The sequence below is a fragment of the Mycoplasma sp. 4463 genome, from assembly GCF_048381515.1.
GTDB lineage: Bacteria > Bacillota_I > Bacilli_A > Mycoplasmatales > Metamycoplasmataceae > Mycoplasmopsis.
Genome location: NZ_JBLWID010000016.1, coordinates 1 through 19,131, shown reverse-complemented (window position 1 = coordinate 19,131; position 19,131 = coordinate 1). Strand labels below are relative to the sequence as shown.

The following is a 19,131-nucleotide window of genomic DNA, read 5'->3' as shown; positions in this document are numbered from 1 at the left end:
ACTATAATAGTATTCATTTTTTATTATTTTATTAAAGTAAGCTTTTTAGTTTTATAATTTAAATACATAAGTAATTTAAAGTGAATTAGAGGTATTGATGAAGAATAATAGAAGAACAGTAAATAAAAAAGAAAATTACATTTTTAATCAAGGTTAATGACAATGAATTCTACAGGAGTTTGAACAATTTTTATTCTATGAATTGTTATTGGGGTTTTATTAACTCTATCTTCTCTGATTATATTTTACTGTTTCTATTTACCAATAGGTAGAAATTTTAGCAAAGTTGAGAACTGCAGGTGAAAGCAATTAAAATATTGAAATCGCAATAATGCAACAATTAATAAAAAGTATTTAGATGGTTTTATAGCATTAAAAACCTTATACAAAAGATATGAAACATCATTGTCAATTCTTTCATTTTTTAGCTTAATTTATTTTCTAATCTCTTTATCATTCTTTTTTGCATGAATCTATCCTCCTAGTAATTTTCTTAAAAAAGAGGAATCAGATATCGGTTTTCCATTTCCTCTTGTATGGTTTGTTGTATCATCTATACCATTTGGAAGTTGTTTCAGTATCTCTAGAAAACGTTATTTTTTCATAAAATATTCTAGTTATTGAAATGATTTTTTAAAACAAATAACCAATAATTTTAAAGATATAAATTGAACTTATGAATGTGAGTTATTCAAAAAAGATAACAATTTAAAAATAAAAAATAAAGTTGATATTAACTTAGAGAAGTTAAAAATAATTCCATCATGAGATGTAGATGCAAGTGATAATAATTTTGAAAATAAAAAGAAAACCAAGAAAAAGTATTTTTACATAAATAATACGTGACGCATTTATAAGAATGCAGAAGACATAGGTTATTTCTTGTATAACTTTGATGACATTGAAGAATTTGTAGGAAACGACAATAAAGAAATTTATAAAGATATCTACTATTACTACATTAATGAAATTGAACAAAAACGCAATAAAAAAATAAAGAGAAAATCTAATTCAATTTAACCTGAAGCACCACAGGAGTGGTGTTTTTGTTTTTGGTAAAAGAAAACCACCTGTTTTCACAAGTGGTGTAATAGTATATAAATTAGTTTGATTTTTGAATACGTGGACGAACAACGTGGTAAGGCATTAAAGCGATGAAACGTGCTCTTTTAATTGCATTAGCAACTTTTCTTTGGTGTTTAGCACATGTTCCAGTTGCAGCTTTAGCTTTAATTTGTCCTGTTGCCGTTACATATTTGTGTAATAAATCAACGTTTTTGTAATCAACATATGTCATTTTGTTATCACAGAATTCACATGATCTTCTTCTGTTAATAAAACCTTTTTTGTTTTTGTAAAAAGCCATTCTTATCTCCTTAATTTAAATCCTCAGGTGCTGCGAAAAGATCTTCTAAATCATGTAATTTAGTAGCACCGGTTTTTGGATTAGTATTTTCAAATGTAGCATTCGCAGGTTTATTACGATTCACATCACTTTGTGATGCTTTATAAGTCGGAGTATACGTTTGGGGCGCAGACACCGGAGAAGGAGTTGCGTTTAAAGAACCACCACGAGCTTCTCTGACACTTTTTGACTCTAGAGCGACGATTTGATCTGCAGTAACATCTAACGTTCTTACTATTTGGTTTGTTTGGTTACTGTGATATTGATTTGAATGTAAAGACCCTTCAACTAAAACAAGAGACCCTTTATTCAAATATCTCGCTATGAACTCGGCATTTGATCTTCAAGCAACAACTGGGATAAAGTCAGTAACTTCATTTTGTTGTGCTGAAAAGTTTCTTCTATTAACTGCCACTGTGAAACGTACGTATGGAACACCTTGTGATGTATGTGCTATCGCATTATCTGATGTTATACGGCCTACTATTGTAATTTTATTAAACATAATACCCCCTGTGAATAACTAAACTTTTAAGCATTTAATTATTCAGATGCTTTTGCTTTAACTGTTCTTGTACGAGGTTTTGAAACTTTTTCTTCTGCTGATGCAGCTGATTTTCTTGTTCTACGTACTGGTTTTTTAGTTTCTTTAACAGATTCTTTTCCGTTAAGACCTTTTTCTGTGTCTAAATTAATTACTAAAGCTCTTCAGATATCTTTAATAATATTTGAACGACGTGTAAATTCAGCAATGTCTGAACCTTTAGCATTAACAAATGCTAAAACGTATTGTCCGTGTTTTGACTTGTTGATTTCGTAAGCTAATTCATTTCTTTCAAGTTTTTCAACTTTAGAAATGTTTTCTTTTCCAAAAACTTCGTTTAATAAGTCAACTAAAACTTGAACGTCTGCTTTTGGACTAACGATTGACATAATTTCGTATTTTTGCATTTTCTCTCCTTATGGTCGTTTCTGGGCTAAAAATCTTATAGCCAAGGAGTATCTTTATATACTCTTGTATATTATACAAGAGTGTCAAAATCTAACCAAAAACTTTTAAGACTATTACACACCTTTAAAAATATTTTTTACACCTAGCACACTGGTTAATTTAGTAAATTTTAGTTTTTCCGTGTCAAATTAAGCAAAATTTGAATTTTTAAACTATTTAAATGCAATTTTTTAATTATTTAATATAATTAAACAAATAATTTACTAAGGAGAATTTTATGATTAATGTTAATGAATTTAAACCAGGTATTACTTTCCAAGATGAAGGTGAAATTTTTGTAGTTTTAGATGCTCAACACTCAAAACAAGGACGTGGACAAGCAAACGTTAAAGCTAAAGTTAAAAACTTAAGAACAGGTTCAACAACCATAAAATCATACACGGGTGGAGATAAAGTTAAACCAGCTCACATCGATAAAAGAAAAATGAACTTCTTATACTCAGATGGAGAAAACATTATTTTAATGGATAATGAAACATATGAACAAGTTGAAATTCCTGTTACAGTAGTTGAATGAGAATTAAACTTCTTAAAAGAAGGTTCAGAAGTTCAAATTAGAAAATTTGAATCAGAAGTTTTAGATATCGAATTACCTGCTCACGTTGATTTATTAGTTACAGAAGCACCTGATGCAGTTAAAGGTAACACAACAACAAACCCTCAGAAAAAAGTAACTGTGGAAACTGGTTTTGAATTAGAAACACCTATGTTCATTAAAGAAAATGACGTTATTTCTGTTTCAACAGAAACTGGAAAATACGTTGGAAAAGCAAATAAATAATGAATTGAATTAATGTATCTTACAATTCAAATCAAAATTACATAGTTCAAGAAAGTGCAATTTTAGACGTTGTAAACATTGCGCTTAGTTCATACAAAAATATTAAAGCTTCAAACTCAATTAGATTAAGTTTTGACGATAAACATTCAAACGTTGAAATTTATGTAGATATTAAAATTAAAAACCAAAAAAATAAAGAACCATATTCAACAATTAAAGAATTAATCACACAAATTGAAAATGGTGTGAAATCTTTAATTGATAAGAAACCTAAAAACGTTCAAGTAGTGTTATTAGATTTTTATTAATGAGAAGAACTTATAAAGATTTGAATAAAAACTCTTATGCAATATACAGAAGAGTTTTTATTAACGAAGTTCGTGCTGAATTAAATAAAAAACAAAACGTCAAGTCATATGAGAAAAAAAACAAATACACTGTTGAATATTTTTTACAATTAAACAAATTACTAAAGGAATTAGAAACAGACAAAATTCCAGATCAATATTTACCTGAAAATAGATTTGTGTTCAATAGACTAAAGAAAAAATATTTAATGAATAAATATTCAAAATGATTTATTCTTGGTGGAATTAGTTTTGTTCTAGTTATTATAGGTATTATTCTACTAGCTGCATTTAAAATAATTTAACTTGAAGGAGGTGTCGTGATTGGATTGAAAAAGTCTTTTAGAGTTTTAAAAGCAAAATTTAATTTATTTGATTGAAAAGATTGAATTACATTTTCAATAGGTTTAACTTTAATTCTTACTTATTTAGTTGTAACCTTACTTGAATGACACTTCAGAAGCATTGCAGTTGAAAAAGCATTCTTAGAAGTTAAAGGGACATTAGATGAATCTAATGTTGATAGTGCTAAACTTCAAAAATTAATTTACCCTAATGCGACCTTACTTTTCTGAGGTGGATCAACTTACTGATTTACATTTATGTCTAATGTGCTTATGGGTGTAACAATGTTCTTATATCCTTTTTATAGAACATCTAAAAAAGCACAAAGATTTTACTTTGCTTCAATGGTCTACATTATTATTGTAGTCGCAGTTTATTGAGGTGGTGTAGCAACTGACCCAACACTAATGAGTGACTCACAAACTTTTGAATGAGTTAAAACATCAATTATGCACGGTGCTGCTCCATTCTTGGGACTTTTAACTCTTGTTGGATGAGAAAGAAAACGTATCAGAATTTCAAATGCGTCAATTTGAAGTTTTATGATTTATCCAATTGCTTACTTATTTTTCACATTTGCAATTTATGCATTTGGGTACAAATTTATGCAATTTGGAGGAACTGAATTAGAACGTGGTGTTGCTATTTATTCAGTTGTTTCATATTTACATCCATTTAACTACAAAGGTAATTCAACATTGGTTATTGTAGTTTTAGACATTATGCTTTTACTCTTTGCTATGTTTTCAGCACCTGCTTTAGGATTCTTCTTAAGAAAAGTACTCAGAATCCTAAAACCAGGTCAAAAAGCGCTTCCTAAAATTTACTTTATTTCTCCAAAAGTACGTGAAGCAATTAGACTTAAAAAATTACAATTAAACAAACAAAGAGAAGAATACAAAGCTAAAAAACAAAAAGTAAAACAACTAAGAAAAGAACAAAAACTTAATAAGCAAAAATAATTTAACAACAAACTATTTGCTGTAGTTTGTTTTATTATACAGGTGGTAAAAATGCACAAAGATAAAAAAACCTATATTGCATCTTACTTTGAAAAAACTAAACAAATCTTAGAAACTTTTAAACCTAACAATAAGATTGTTATGCAATTTTTTCAAAGAAAAGACAACTCAATTTTATGTGGAATTAATGAAGTTCTTGCTCTTTTAGAAGAACAAACAGACACATCAAAATACACAATTAAATACTTACCTGAAGGTTCAAAAATTAATAATTTAGATATTGTTTTACAATTAGAAGGACACTATCAAGATTTCGGTATTTGAGAAGGTATGATTGATGGTATTTTAGCTAGAAATACATCAATTGCTACAAACGCTTACCACTGTGTGCAAGCTGCAAAAGATAAACAAGTTATCTTTATGGGAGACAGAGCAGACCACTACATTAATCAAGAAATGGATGGTTATGCAGTTAGAGTTGGTGGAATTAAAGCTGTTTCTACATTAGCTCAAAAAGATCAAAACGAAGTTAATGATGAAAATGTTTTTGGCAGTATGCCTCACGTTTTAATTCAAGGTTTCGCAGGTGACACAGTCGCTGCAACTAAGGCTTATCATAAACTTTTCCCTAAAAATAAACTTATAGCTCTTGTAGACTATCATAATAATATTATTAGTGAATCTCTTAAAGTTTGAAATGAACTCGGAAATCTTGTTTGAGGTGTTAGAATCGACACTTCAAAGAATATGATTGACCATATGTTTGATAATGATGAAGAAAAGCAATATGGAGTTAATCCGGAACAAATTAAAAGATTACGTGAAGCATTAGATAAAGCTGGAGCAACTAACTATAAAATAGTTGTTTCATCCGGATTTAATGCAGAAAAAATAGAATTATTTGAATCATTAAATGTTCCTGTAGACTATTATGGAGTTGGTCAAAGCATTTTCAAACTTAACAATTCTTTCTCAGCTGATGCAACTATTTTAAATGGGAATCCTGAAGCTAAAGAAGGAAGAGGGTACAGAGAAAATCCTAATTTAATAGTTTACAAGTCAGATAAATAATTTATCAGCTTTTAAAGCTGATTTTTTTATACAAAAAAATATCCCTGATCAGGATATTTTAAATATCATTCTTATATGAAATTTTAACATTAGCCTTTTTAATTGTAAGTGGGTCTAAATAATCAGGTGCACCTTCATAAATAGTCTTAATGTTATTATTTGTGGCTAAGTTCACAATATTAAAACAGTTTAAAAATACCTTTGTATTGTTTAATTGTTTTGAAATCTTTTCTCCAATTACAATAGCTTGCAGTTTTGTATCGTTGATGATATTGATAAGAGATTTATCAATGGTGTCAATGTATAAAGCTGTAGGTATTTTTTTCTTGTAGTTGTTACTGATTTTTTGTCTTAAATGATATGTGTCAAATGTATTATTGTATGCATAAATAAGACAAATCGGTTTCTTTTCTTCAAGAATGAAGTTAGATTGTAAAAATGTCTCTTGAGATATTTTTATCAATCTCTGCATATTTTTAACATTACCGGTTTCATCAAGTTTTTCAGTATTTTGTGTGATGAAGTCGTATCATTTTTTCTCATATAAGTAATTTAAATGTGGTATTTTTCGAAAGAAGTCAGTTCAATATTTATCTTGGTCGTCTTTAGTTATTTTTTGCAATGAGTTGATTACAATGTTTGAAGCTTTTTTAGTTTCATAAACAAAGATGTTTGTGCTCTTAATTGTTGCATTTTTAGAACTTAAAGTATTATTTCATTGCACATATTCATTTAATCTCTTAACAAATTCTGTGAATTTAGGATCTTGAGAAATTGTTGCAGGAATATTTGAATATGTTGATTTTGCTTTAGGATTAATCGTTAAATTAAATAATGAGAATTTGACTTTATTGATTAATTTAAGTTTATCAGCTTTATTATTTAGTTTATTTTCGTTAATTAATGAAGCACATAAGAAGAATTTATTAATCATCCTATTATCATTAATTTCATTAATCATTTTAAGATACTTTTTGTGTCCAAATTTTGACAATTTATTCTTAACAATAAACAGAATTCCATCAATAATATAGAAAGGTGTTTTTGATATTGAAATGTTTAAGTTATCAAAAATTGATTTAATTTGGATGCTGTCAAATTCTTTGTTTATAAAGTAAGGTTTAAATGCAAAAGCTAAAACAGAATGTTTGTTGTTTTTGAAGTTTTTTTGTTCGAATTCTTTTAATGATTGCTCTGAATTATGATGATTAAATTTGTATTTAAGTTGATTTTTTTCTCACTTAATTGTACAAATGAATTTTTTATTTTCAATAGGTTTGATTTTAAGAATATATGATGAATTAAGTCTTTTATTTGATTTATCAAGCAAGTAAGCTATTTTTTCAAATAACGTAAGGTTTGATGTGTTAAATTCTGGATTCAGTTTAATTTCAAAAGAAGTTTTAACTGAATCACTAACTAAGTCAAAGAATTCATTTAGTTTTTTTCTACTTCCTTCATCTAGGAAGCTAAAAAAGGTTTGTAATGTAATGAAATTAAATGTTCTGAAACCTAATTTTTTAGCATCAAATAAAGTTGATAATGCTTGATTTCTTTTTGAAAATCTAAGAACTTTTTTATTAACTGAATCAATTTCAAACAAAATTATTCCAGCTGTTGATCTTATGTAATATAAGTAAATAATTAATCAAAATCCCATTAATAATACAAAGAGTAATATTAATGAGATTATTGAAATTGCAATAATAGCTGTTAAATTCATTATCTTGTGATTACTTTGATTGAAGGGTGATTTTTATTAAGGGTTCTTATTTTTCTATCTTTAATGAAGTCGATAACAATTTCTGTTCCTTTAACTTCAACAACTTCACCTTCACCGAACATAACGTGAGAAATAATGTCACCAACTACAACGTTGTTGTTTGTAGGTGTTTCATCATCAGGTGAGAATGTAGGATCATCAAATTTTCTTCCGTGGTAGTTGATAATAAAGTCTGAAATATCAACTCCCATTTCTCCAATAAATCTCGAAGGTTTCTTATCAATATCAGATGAAATAAGTTTTCCACGTGAGTCACTTAGGAATAAACGTTGTTTTGCTCTGGTTACTGCAACATAAGCTAAACGTCTTTCATCTTCTAATGTGTCGTTGTATTTATCAATTAATGGAGATGATGATTGTTTTTTATTTTTCTCTCTATCTAAAGCACGCTTGTTAGGGAAAACTCCTTCAGACATACCGATAACAAAAACGTTATCAAATTCTAATCCTTTAGCAGAGTGAATCGTCATAAGTGAAACGTAGTTAGAAAGGTTATCATATTCATCTTCAATTGATGTTAATCCAACTTCGTTTAAGTAGTCAATAGCAGACTTATCTGGATTGTTGCTTTCTCAGTTTTGAATTGAGTTAATTAATTCCTTAACGTTATCAATAGCTGACCCTCTAAGGTTTTTATTCATTTCGATGTGTTCATAGTATTTGATTTCTTCAAGGAATTTATTCAAAGTTAAGCTTATTTTATTTGTTAATAAAGCTTTTTGGTATTTACGAATAGTTGATAAGAATGGGAAGATTGATTTAACAATTAATTCTTTTGAGATAGGTAGAATTTTAATATCTCTAATCATTATGTTGAATAAACTATCGTGAATGTTTTCTGCGTAGTCTTTAAGTTTTTTAAGAGTAGCAGGACCGATTCCTCTATTAGGAACATTAATAACACGTTCGAATGAAATATCATCATTGGGGTTTGCTAAAACTTTCAAGAATGCAAGTGCATCTTTAACTTCAGCACGTTGGAAGAATTTAATTCCATTAAAGATTTTGTAGTTAATGTTTTCTGCAATAAGTGCATCTTCAATTGGTCTTGATAAGTAGTTTGCACGATATAAGATTGCAATTGATTTTAATTGTTGTTTTTGTTTCTTAAGTTCATTAATTTTTTGAACTACTCATCTAGCTTCAGCTTCTGAATTGAATCCGTGGTAGTACTCAATTTCTAAACCTTCTTCGTTTTCTGTAATTAAATTTTTATGAACACGGTTTGAGTTATGAATAATAAGATTGTTAGCTGCATCTAAGATTTTCTTACTTGATCTGTAATTTGTATCAAGCACGATTGTTTTAACATTTTCAAAATCTTTATCAAAGTCTAAGATTAAGTTAACATCAGCACCACGTCAGTTGTAGATTGTTTGGTCAGGGTCTCCAACAATTGTAAAGTGTGTATTTGAACCAATGATTTGTTTAATAACTTCATATTGAAGTTTTGATGTATCTTGAAATTCATCAACAAGCATATATTCAAATAATTTCTTAAGTTCTTCAACTACTTCAGGGTGTGTATCGAATAAAAGTTTTGTAAAGATGATTAAGTCATCAAAGTCAACAGCACCTTTTGAAGTTAATTCGTTTAAGTAATCTTGATATACAACTGCAAGGATGTGTTGAGGTGACTTGTTTAGCATTTTTGCTAATTCAGGTCCTGATTGAATTTGGAAGTTTTTAGCTCAAGAAATGTACTCAATCATTGTTTTATAACTAATATCGTGAGATGTGATTCCTCTTTTTTCATAAATACCTTGAAGTATTTGGATTTTGTCAGGGTCATCTACGATAATAAAGTTTTCTCTAAATCCAATTAATTTACTTTTTCTTCTTAATAATTTTGCACAAAATGAGTGGAATGTTGAGATTTTAAGTTGATCGCTATCAACTGATTTTGAACAATATTGTAAAACACGTTCTTTCATTTCATTTGCAGCTTTATTTGTAAATGTTAAAGCTAAAATGTTTTTGTAGCTTACACCTAAGTCATTAATTAAGTAAGCTATTTTTCTTGTAAGAACTCTAGTTTTACCTGAACCAGCACCTGCGATAATTCTTAAAGGTGAGTCAAAATATTCAACAGCTTCACGTTGCTGTTCGTTTAAGTCACTTAATAAATCAGGTTTAATTAATCCCATAAATTCTCCTCCTTATTAACGTAACGATATTTACGTCCTTTATTATAGAAAGGTAAAAGCACAATTTCTTCTTCAAGCACTTGTTGTATTTCCTTATCTTCGACAATTCTTGTATTAAACATTAAGTCAAGTAATGTTAGTTTTTTCTTGTAAAAAATTAACATTGTGTAACCTATTGTGTGAATTGCTAATCATGCAGTCATTAGTGCAGATATAAATGCACTGGATGAATTAAATTCATTTGTTTTTTCAAATTCCTTGATTGTCATTTCTTTTTGAAGGCACATCGGAATAATTGTGAGTAAGAAGATAACTTGCAACATAAATATTCCTATTATGTTTCTTTTGAAAATGAGTTTATAACTAAACTGCTTTGAATTTGTATCTATGAGCTTGAGTTTAAATAGTTTCATCCCAAGTGTTTTACCTTTTAGTAATAAAGGTAAAATCAAGAAATAAACATTCATTCAAACGCAAACTAAGACAACAGAAACAATTCTGTGATTTAATGTTTGATTAGCGTGATCAAGCATTATCAAGAAGATAACTGTAGAAAATGCTATAAACAAAAAGTTGTCGAAGACATTTGAAAAAAACCTCTTAAAAAAAGATGCATTTTTATACATTTGTACTTGATTACAATTTGAATTGTAAATTCTCCTTTATATATATTTTTAATATATATAAATTTTAGCACATCTATTGATAAATAAAATTTTTAGTAATTTTATGGTGCATTTTTGACTTTTTGCATTAAAAAACCATATGAGAAAACTCATATGGAAAGTTAATTATTCAAGTCCTTTTAATAATTTATCTGCCTTTAATTTAGAAAATTTAGTTTTTAGTAATTTAGTTTCATCATTATCAAGTAGAACATAATAGTTGGTTGTTAAAAATGTTTTAAAATCTGGTGTATCTTCGATTTTCTTAATTATTTCAGCGTGCTTATCGTTTAGGAATGAACTACGTTTTTCGCTAACTTCATCATCTTGAACATTGAATAATTTATAGAAGAAGTAGTTTGCTTTTAAGAAACCTGAAAGAAGTAATTTTAAGAAGTAGTATTTTGCGTATTCTAATTCTTCATTAATTTTTAAATTCTGATTCTTTGCTATTTGTTTAATTATGTCAAATGATTTAACATAATTTTGTGTGTTCAATCAAATGTCTGATGAAATAAAATCTCTTTTAACCTTATAGTCAAGGTATTTATATTTTTTAGCGTTCATCAAAAGACTGTATGTAACTTCAATACACATAATTGAATCGTTTGAAATTTGAGGTCTATATTTAATGAATTTTTTAATTAATGATTTCTTGAAAACTTTGTTGAAGATGAAAGGGAAACTATACGCTAATGGTAATGAATTTTTAGTTAAATCAAACATTTGGCTCATTTCAGCTCTTTCTTTTGGTTTGAATCTAACTGAACCGATTAGTTTTGGTTTGAATTCTAAAACATCAACATTTCAACGTTGTGCTTGTTCTAAAATGTTTTCAACATAACTATCTCTAAATGTTGAATCTGCATTTAAAACAGTAATAAATTCACCTTTTGCAACTCTAAATGCACTAATTAAATTGTGTTGATATGAAGTGCTTTTTGTGTTGAAAATCATAATAAGTCTGTTACCGAAAAATTGGTAGTAATCTTTAGCAACTTTGAAAATTGCTTTTGAGTTTTCAGTTAAACAAAGAATAACTTCAAAGTTTTGTGCACTTTGATCTTTTAATCTTTCTAAGTATTCTCTTACTTTTTCAACTGAGTTATTTTTTAATGAAATTAATGATAGTCTCATCTTACACCTTCTTGTCTTAAATTTATATTTATATAAATTTTAACACATTCAGAGAATAAAAAAACAAGGCGTTTAAGCCTTGCGCATTGGATTAAAACTAAATGATGTATCCTAATCCTAATAAGATTGTTAACACGATTAAGATTGAGTATCCTAAAACAATTAAGAAAATTGCTAAAAGACTAGCTCTTGAACGTGTTGTAACAACTTGACCTTCACCTGAAACAACACCATCTGATAATACAGATTCAAATACTAAGAAGTGTTGTCTTTGAGCTTCTTCACCTAAGAAGATTGAGTAGTCGTAGCTGTCTTTTTTAACAAATCCAACGTGTAAGTTGTTGAATAATACGTATGAAGTTTTTTGTGCTAAAGTAATGTTTCCAACTAATTCACATACTGAGTAAACTTCAGTTTCAGCATTAAATTCGATTTCTTCGCTTCCTTTAACTTTGTCAGCAAATTCTTGCATTGCTTTAGAAATAGTAGCAACAATAGCAGCTAATAATTCTTTGTATTCTTCATTTCCTTTAACATCTTTTTTAAGAGCTTTAGCAGCTTTTAAAACATTTTCAAAGTTTGTTTCAATACGTTTGATGTCTTCTATTGATGTTAATGTTTCTGGTAATGAAGCAGCTGTTAAACGAAGTTTTCTAGCGTAGATTGCTAATACTTTGATTTGTTCAGAAATCATTAAGTCTCTAATGTATGCATATTCTGTAATTTTATCTTCACACACTGGTAAAACTTCAACTTCTTTTTCTACAAATTTTTCAACTAAAACTTCTTTTGTAACTGAGTTAGCTAATTTTTCTTGAAGTTCGTTAACTTCTTTTTCTAATTGTTCTTTTTTGCTTAATTCATTTTGTAATTTTTCAATTTCTAAGTCTTTAGCAGATTTTTTTCTTTCGTAAACGTAATCATCATCAGCTGGGAAGTATGTTTCGTGATCTTTAATGATTTTGAAATCAACTACTTCTTTGAAGTTTCTTTTAGCTGCTTTGTCATCACGTTTCATTGATTTTGGATCAATAGCTAATTCTTCTACTGTTTCTTCGTAATCTAAACCACCGTCGAATTTATCAACGTTAAGTTCGAATTCAGGAATGATATTTCCTTTTGAATCTTCATCATTAAATTCGATAACGATTCCCCCTCAGATTTTTTTATCTGTTTGGAATCAAGTTGCACACTCGTAACCTAATGATAAGAATCAGGTCATAGCGTCTTTACGAGTTTTGAATAGAGCTAAAGGACTTTCAACTTTTGGGTGTTTAAGAGCTCAAGGGTAGTTTTTATCCTTGTTAGGTCTATATAAACATTGTAAACGTTTCATATATCTCCTTTGTTTAAATAAGTAATTTTGTATAACGTTATATAAAATAAACTTTCGTTCCTCTTAATTATAAATGCTTTTTATAAATAATGATGATATATTTGTCTACTTCTATCCCTATAATTTAGGGAAAAACGGTATTTTTTTGCTTTTTTTTCGCAAAAATTAAGAAAAAATAGCTATTTTTTTTGATGTTTTCCATAGTGTGTAAGGGATAAACATATTTTGAAATTAATACCAAAGTGTAAAAATCAAATGTGTAACAAAATTCAAAAATTTTTGCTTTTTTCTTTGAATTTCATCAAATTATGATAATAAAAAATAAATTTTTTATTAAGCGTTTAGTGATAAAATTACAATTATGTTAAATAATAGAGAAAATAAAATGAATGATATTGTTAATCACTTGAAGAACTCTGGATTTGTTTTTCAAGGAAGTGAAATTTATGGAGGACTGTCAAATACTTGAGATTATGGACCGCTTGGTTCACTTTTAAAAGATAACATTGAGCAAGCTTGAAAACGTGAATTTGTTATCAAAGAAACTAACAACTACTTAATTGACTCAAAAATTTTAATGAACCCACAAGTTTGAGTAACAAGTGGTCACGTTTCTAACTTCTCTGACCCTCTAATCGAAAACAAAGTTAATGGAAAAAGATATAGAGCAGACAAATTAATTCAAGAAGTAAATCCTGATTTAATTCCTGAAAAAATGAGCTTTGATGAAATGGTTGTTTTTGTAAGAAAGCACATCAAAGAATATGAAGGAGATAAAACAGATTGATCAGACATTAAGAAATTTAACTTAATGTTCGAAACTTCTCAAGGAGTTGTTGAGGGTGCTAAATCAAAAGTTTACTTAAGACCTGAAACAGCACAAGGTATTTTTATTAACTTCAAAAACGTTCAAAGAACAATGAGAGCTAAATTACCATTTGGAGTAGCACAAGTTGGAAAAAGCTTTAGAAATGAAGTTACGCCAGGAAACTTCATTTTCAGAACAAGGGAATTTGAACAAATGGAACTTGAATTCTTCACAAAACCTGAAGAAGCACAACAATGATTTGACTACTATGTAAACAAAGCTTATAACTTTGTGCAACAATTAGGAATTTCAAAAGACTTAATCAGAGTTAGAGCTCATGATCCAGAAGAGTTAGCTCACTATTCGGCAGGAACAAGTGATATTGAATTTAATTTTGCTTTTGGTTGAGGTGAATTACTTGGGGTTGCTAACAGAACTGATTACGATCTTAAGTCACATATGAATGCAACAGGAGAATCACTTGATTACTTAGATCCTGAAACTAATACAAAAGTTATTCCATATGTTATTGAACCAAGCATCGGATTAGATCGTTTAATGTTAGCTGTAATTACGAGTGCTTATGATGTAGAAGAATTAGAAAATAATGATTCAAGAATTGTTTTACGTTTCCCTTATGAAATTACACCTTACAAAGTTGCTGTTATGCCGCTTGTTAAAAAGTTAAATGAAAAATCAAAAGAAATTTTCAACAATTTAGTTGCTGCTGGAATTTCAGTAACTTATGATGAAGCTGGTTCAATTGGAAAAAGATATCGTCGTCAAGACGCAATCGGAACACCTTGATGTTTAACAATTGACTATGACACATTAGAGGATAATGCAGTTACTTTAAGAAACAGAGATACTATGGAACAAGTCAGAGTATCAATTGACCAAGTAATTTCATTTATTCAAAAATAAAACTAACTAAATTAATTCAAAGGAGGAAATAATGTCAGCAAGATTAACTTCTGAAATAACAAATCAAATTAAGCATGCAAATGATATTGTTGATGTTATTTCTGAATTTATTCAATTACATAAAAAGGGAAATAGTTATGTTGGACTATGCCCTTTTCACCAAGATACTAAACCTAGTTTAAGTGTTGTTCAAGCTAAGCAAATTTTCAAATGCTTTGTTTGTGAAACTGCTGGTGACGTAATTGAGTTTGTTAAAAGATACAAAAGCATTTCTTATGTAGACACATTAGAATATTTAGCTAAAAGAGCAAATATTGAACTTGATTTTGAACAATATAAGCAAACTGAAACATCAAATTATTCTCAAGAAGTAATTGAAATAACTGATGTTTTAGATATTGTTAACTCATTTTACAAAGTTCAATATTTAACCAATCAAGCTGCTAAAGAATATTTAGCTAAACGTAAAATTGACAATCAAATTAGAGAAAAATTCAACATTGGTTATGCACCTAAAAATGTTTTGGTTAATTATTTAACTAATTTAAATTATTCAACACATCAAATGCAACAAGCAGGATTAGTTAATGCAGATATGCACGAGTTATTCTGGGATAGAGTAACTTTTGGTATTGCTAATGAACACGGACACATTGTCGGATTTAGTGGAAGAAAACTAAATAACAATGATCCTAATTCACCTAAATATATTAACTCTCCAGAAACTGTTGCATTTAACAAATCGAGAATTTTATATAACTACCATAATGCTAAAGATTCAATTAGAACTAAAAAACAAGTTGTAATTGTTGAAGGTTATATGGATGTTATTGCTTGTTATAAAGCAGGAATTGAAAACGTAGTTGCAATTATGGGGACTGCTCTTACTAAAGAACATTTATCACTTATCAAAAACACAAAAGTTTTAATGTTCCTTGATAATGATAAAGCAGGAATTGAAGCAACATTTAGAAGTTTAAGTAGATTATTAGAACACAATTTTCATGTTTCTATTATTAATAACACTTATTCAAAAGACCCTGACGAAATTTTAAATGAATATGGTGCACAAACTTTAGTTGACTTGATTAACAATTCACAAATATCTGCTATTGACTTTCTTTACAATCGTTTAAAAATCAAACATCAAATCAGCAGTGATAATTATGATTTTAATCACTTTAACTTATTTATCATTGAACTTAATAAATACCTTGATTTATTTAGTGAAAAAGAACAACAATATTTAAAATCACAATTACAAAGAGAATTTAATTACGAACTAAAAATTGTTCCTAAAAGACAAATCCAAGAACAAGTCAAGTATGATGAATTTGTTGCAAATGAGCCCTATGCACCTATTGATCCATATGATGGGTTTGTTCAAGCACTTAACAATGTTAGGTTTGATGAAAAAGATTTTTACAGCAAGCTTACTACTTTAGGTATTCAAAATAGATTGAAAATCTTAACTCAAGCTATGATGAACCCTCATATTTTGGATATCTTAAAACAAACTGAACATATTGGTGCTGTTTTTAGCTACCCAACTCAAATTGGCAAACTATACAAAGAAGTCATGAAAAACACTACACAATATTTAAATGAAAATTATTTAGACATATTCAAACAATATTTACTTAAAAATTGTGGAATGACTGAAGCTGAAGTTAATTCAGAAATTATTGAAAATTATTTACACGAGTTATATGAAGAAACAACTTTCTTTACAGAGACAAGTATGCTTTCGTTTAATTCATATATAGTAGAACAAGAACCATTTATACAACAAACAATCGCAGATTTACCTAAGGGTGATGCATTGCCACCATATCTTGTTGACACAATAAATAACTTGAAAAAACTTAACTCAAATAAACCTGATAAGAAGAGAGGAAGATAATTTATGTATAAATTTGAAGAGATTATTAATTATATGAAAAGAGAGCTTAAAAAGCACCACAAAGATTACTTAACTCAAGAAGAAGTCTTTGATATCTTAAGCTCAAAAGGTTTATCTATTGATGAAGACACTATTGATGATTTTATGTCAGAATTAAAAGATAACAATATTATTATTGATGATGTCGACTTTGGTGACAATGATGACTATACAGAAGCTGATTTTGAAGATGTAGCACCTGCAAAATCAAAAAAATCTAAGAAAACAAAAGAAAAAAGTCTAGATGACTATGACTTCGAAAAATTAACTGACCTCGATGATCAGGAACCTGACTTTGACGGTGGCTTTGATTCTGATGACATGGATGATGATGAGTATTATGAAGATGACGAAAACGAAGATTACTACACAATTCCAGATGAAGAAATAGAAGCTGATGAAGAAGAAGAGGAAGACGAAGAAAAAGAAACTGAAGTTCATAGATTAAGCGATGAATTCTTTGATGATGCAGGAATTGATTCAGGTTTTGATGATATGGATTTAGTTTTTGAAACTTACGATGAACCAATTGAATTAGCTGACGATACAAAAATTAAATATAACTTATCAAACAAACTTACTGAAACAAATGACATTGTTAAATGATATATGCGTTGAATCGGTAAATATGGAGAATTATTAACTTTAGAAGAAGAAAAACACTTAGCTAAATTAATGGAAAAAGGTGGTTTCAGAGGAAAAAGAGCAAGAGATAAACTTATCCAAAGAAACTTACGTTTAGTTATTAACAATGCTAAAAAATACAAAAACAGAGGGCTTACATTTATTGACTTAATTTCTGAAGGTAACTCAGGTATCTTAAAAGCTGTTCAAAAATATGACGTTAATAAAGGGTTTAAATTCTCAACATATGCTACTTGATGAATTAGACAAGCTATCACAAGAGCTGTAGCTGACCAAGCTAGAACAATCCGTGTGCCTGTTCATATGGTTGAAACAATTAATAAAATTTCAAAAATTGAACGTGAATTACAACAAGAATTAGGAAGAGAACCATCTGATGAGGAAATTGCAGAAAGATACCAAAATGGATATGATGCTGCTAAAGTTAGATACATTAGAAAAATTAATATCGACCCTATTTCATTAGATAAACAAGTCGGTAAAGAAAACGATTCATCATTCAGTGACTTTGTTAAAGATGACAACATTGTTTCACCGGTTGATTATGCTTCACAAGAAGAATTAGAAGAAATCTTATTAGATATGGTTAACAACCTTGATCCAGAAGATAAAAAACTTATTTGTAAACGTTTTGGTATTGGTGTTGATGAAAATGGAAATAAATACAGAGTGCACTCATTAGAAGAATTAGCACTAGACCGTGGAGGAGTTTCTAAAGAACGTGTAAGACAAATTGAAAATAAAATCTTACGTAAACTTAAATCAGATCCAAAACACGGTAAAAACTTAAAAGACTTTATTAGAAACTAAAAACAACAATTAAACAAAATTAGGAAAATTGATATTATGAGAGAAAAAAGTTTAAAAATTAAAGATTTTATTGAATTATTAAACAAAATGTACCCATTAGAAAACAAAGAAATTTGAGATCCATCAGGGTACTCAGTTAAAACAGTTCAAGCTAAAAAATTCAAAGGTGCAGTTTTAGCAATCGACCTTACAAAAGAAGTGCTTCAAGAAGCAATTGATAATGATTGCAACGTTATCTTAACACACCACCCATTCAAATTCGAAAGAAGATGAATTGATGAAGATTACAAAGCACCATACAAAAGAGAAATCTTAAATTTACTTAGAAAACACCAAATTACAGCATTCTCAATGCATACAAATTACGACTGTGATCCAAAAGGTACTTCATACCAAATTGCAAGATATATGGGTATAGAAGCAAAACAAAATGAAGAATTAACACAAAAATTCTCATCAGTTGTTGATGCTAATTTATCATTAAACCAAATTAAAGAATTATTAGAAAAAAGATTAGGATTGCACTCATTTAGAACTAATGTTGCTCCTGAAAACTACGATAAAAAATTCAAAACAGTTGCAATCTTAAGTGGAAGTGGATACATTGGACAAATTAATGATTTAGCTACAAAATGTGACTTAATCATTTCAAGTGACTTTAGATGAAGTGACTGAATCGTATTTGATCAAACAAACACAAACATTTTAGAAGTTCCACACTTAGATGAAGAAGTATTTGCGCTTGATATGTATGAACAACTTCAAGAAATGCTTCCAAATCATAAATTCATTTTTGTTAAAACTAATGTACCATATCACAATATGTAATTGACTAAATTTAACTGCTACAAGGCAGTTATTTTTATTTTTATAATAGTGTGCAAGCTTTAAAAGTTTTGCAACTTTAAACTTTTATTACTATAAACTAAACAACAAAGTGTAATCTTTAAAAAAATAAAAATGTATAATTAATAAAATTTATTTTATTAATTAACTAAAAGGGTGTTATGA

General features: G+C 28.3%; 18 protein-coding genes. 10 read left to right on the top strand and 8 right to left on the bottom strand.

The features are described from left to right. The first annotated feature begins 162 nt into the window (after positions 1-162). The gene (locus ACNF36_RS01805; RefSeq protein ID WP_418303527.1) at positions 163-1,020 is read left to right on the top strand and encodes a hypothetical protein; all 858 of its coding nucleotides are present in this window, start codon (positions 163-165) and stop codon (positions 1,018-1,020) included. 82 nt (positions 1,021-1,102) lie between these two features. Here ACNF36_RS01805 and rpsR read toward each other — a convergent pair whose 3' ends face one another. From rpsR to rpsF, 3 genes are read right to left on the bottom strand one after another with little or no spacing between them, the layout of a single operon-like run. Beyond that, positions 1,103-1,366 carry a 30S ribosomal protein S18 gene (gene rpsR, locus ACNF36_RS01800; RefSeq protein WP_257089673.1) on the bottom strand — a complete coding sequence of 88 codons (264 nt, stop codon included), beginning with the start codon at positions 1,364-1,366 and terminating at the stop codon, positions 1,103-1,105. 10 nt (positions 1,367-1,376) lie between these two features. Beyond that, positions 1,377-1,910, bottom strand: a complete 534-nt coding sequence (locus tag ACNF36_RS01795) for a single-stranded DNA-binding protein (protein WP_323176426.1) — start codon at positions 1,908-1,910, stop codon at positions 1,377-1,379. Positions 1,911-1,948: 38 nt separating this feature from the next. Further along, positions 1,949-2,356 carry a 30S ribosomal protein S6 gene (gene rpsF / locus ACNF36_RS01790; RefSeq protein WP_323176425.1) on the bottom strand — a complete coding sequence of 136 codons (408 nt, stop codon included), beginning with the start codon at positions 2,354-2,356 and terminating at the stop codon, positions 1,949-1,951. 278 nt (positions 2,357-2,634) lie between these two features. On the opposite strand from rpsF, the gene efp reads away from it, so the two are divergent. From efp to ACNF36_RS01765, 5 genes are read left to right on the top strand one after another with little or no spacing between them, the layout of a single operon-like run. Continuing rightward, positions 2,635-3,198 (top strand): elongation factor P, encoded by a 564-nt coding sequence (gene efp / locus ACNF36_RS01785; protein WP_257089679.1) that lies wholly within the window; start codon positions 2,635-2,637, stop codon positions 3,196-3,198. Continuing rightward, complete coding sequence (locus tag ACNF36_RS01780; RefSeq protein ID WP_257089681.1) at positions 3,198-3,506, top strand: MMB_0454 family protein; 309 nt, start codon at positions 3,198-3,200, stop codon at positions 3,504-3,506. The genes efp and ACNF36_RS01780 overlap by 1 nt, the downstream gene beginning before the upstream one ends. Beyond that, positions 3,506-3,850: a hypothetical protein gene (locus ACNF36_RS01775; protein ID WP_323680203.1), complete on the top strand. Its 345-nt coding sequence runs from the start codon at positions 3,506-3,508 to the stop codon at positions 3,848-3,850. Before ACNF36_RS01780 ends, ACNF36_RS01775 begins: the two co-directional genes overlap by 1 nt. Before the next feature lie 15 nt (positions 3,851-3,865). Then, positions 3,866-4,852: an MAGa3780 family membrane protein gene (locus ACNF36_RS01770; protein ID WP_418303526.1), complete on the top strand. Its 987-nt coding sequence runs from the start codon at positions 3,866-3,868 to the stop codon at positions 4,850-4,852. Between the two features lie 51 nt (positions 4,853-4,903). After that, positions 4,904-5,923 carry a nicotinate phosphoribosyltransferase gene (locus ACNF36_RS01765; protein ID WP_418303525.1) on the top strand — a complete coding sequence of 340 codons (1,020 nt, stop codon included), beginning with the start codon at positions 4,904-4,906 and terminating at the stop codon, positions 5,921-5,923. Positions 5,924-5,981: 58 nt separating this feature from the next. On the opposite strand, the gene ACNF36_RS01760 is transcribed toward ACNF36_RS01765, so the two are convergent. The 5 genes from ACNF36_RS01760 to ACNF36_RS01740 form a co-directional block, all read right to left on the bottom strand. Continuing rightward, a complete protein-coding gene (locus ACNF36_RS01760) occupies positions 5,982-7,646 on the bottom strand; it encodes an MHO_4530 family protein (RefSeq protein ID WP_418303524.1) in 1,665 nt (554 codons plus the stop codon). After that, the gene (locus ACNF36_RS01755) at positions 7,646-9,853 is read right to left on the bottom strand and encodes an ATP-dependent helicase (protein ID WP_418303523.1); all 2,208 of its coding nucleotides are present in this window, start codon (positions 9,851-9,853) and stop codon (positions 7,646-7,648) included. The genes ACNF36_RS01760 and ACNF36_RS01755 overlap by 1 nt, the downstream gene beginning before the upstream one ends. Next, a complete protein-coding gene (locus ACNF36_RS01750) occupies positions 9,844-10,479 on the bottom strand; it encodes an RDD family protein (RefSeq protein WP_418303522.1) in 636 nt (211 codons plus the stop codon). Before ACNF36_RS01750 ends, ACNF36_RS01755 begins: the two co-directional genes overlap by 10 nt. A gap of 165 nt (positions 10,480-10,644) precedes the next feature. After that, the gene (locus ACNF36_RS01745; protein ID WP_418303521.1) at positions 10,645-11,655 is read right to left on the bottom strand and encodes a glycosyltransferase; all 1,011 of its coding nucleotides are present in this window, start codon (positions 11,653-11,655) and stop codon (positions 10,645-10,647) included. A gap of 97 nt (positions 11,656-11,752) precedes the next feature. Next, positions 11,753-12,991, bottom strand: coding sequence for an MAG3090 family protein (locus tag ACNF36_RS01740; protein WP_418303520.1), 1,239 nt, complete (start codon positions 12,989-12,991; stop codon positions 11,753-11,755). Positions 12,992-13,352: 361 nt separating this feature from the next. Here ACNF36_RS01740 and ACNF36_RS01735 point away from each other — a divergent pair, with 361 nt between their 5' ends. The 4 genes from ACNF36_RS01735 to ACNF36_RS01720 are packed head-to-tail and all read left to right on the top strand — an operon-like array spanning position 13,353 to position 18,948. Then, complete coding sequence (locus ACNF36_RS01735; protein WP_418303519.1) at positions 13,353-14,723, top strand: glycine--tRNA ligase; 1,371 nt, start codon at positions 13,353-13,355, stop codon at positions 14,721-14,723. 31 nt (positions 14,724-14,754) lie between these two features. Then, positions 14,755-16,626 carry a DNA primase gene (dnaG, locus tag ACNF36_RS01730; RefSeq protein WP_418303518.1) on the top strand — a complete coding sequence of 624 codons (1,872 nt, stop codon included), beginning with the start codon at positions 14,755-14,757 and terminating at the stop codon, positions 16,624-16,626. A 3-nt stretch (positions 16,627-16,629) separates the two neighbouring features. After that, complete coding sequence (locus tag ACNF36_RS01725; RefSeq protein WP_257089700.1) at positions 16,630-18,120, top strand: RNA polymerase sigma factor; 1,491 nt, start codon at positions 16,630-16,632, stop codon at positions 18,118-18,120. A 36-nt stretch (positions 18,121-18,156) separates the two neighbouring features. Beyond that, positions 18,157-18,948, top strand: a complete 792-nt coding sequence (locus tag ACNF36_RS01720; protein ID WP_323177506.1) for a Nif3-like dinuclear metal center hexameric protein — start codon at positions 18,157-18,159, stop codon at positions 18,946-18,948. Positions 18,949-19,131: the final 183 nt, after the last annotated feature.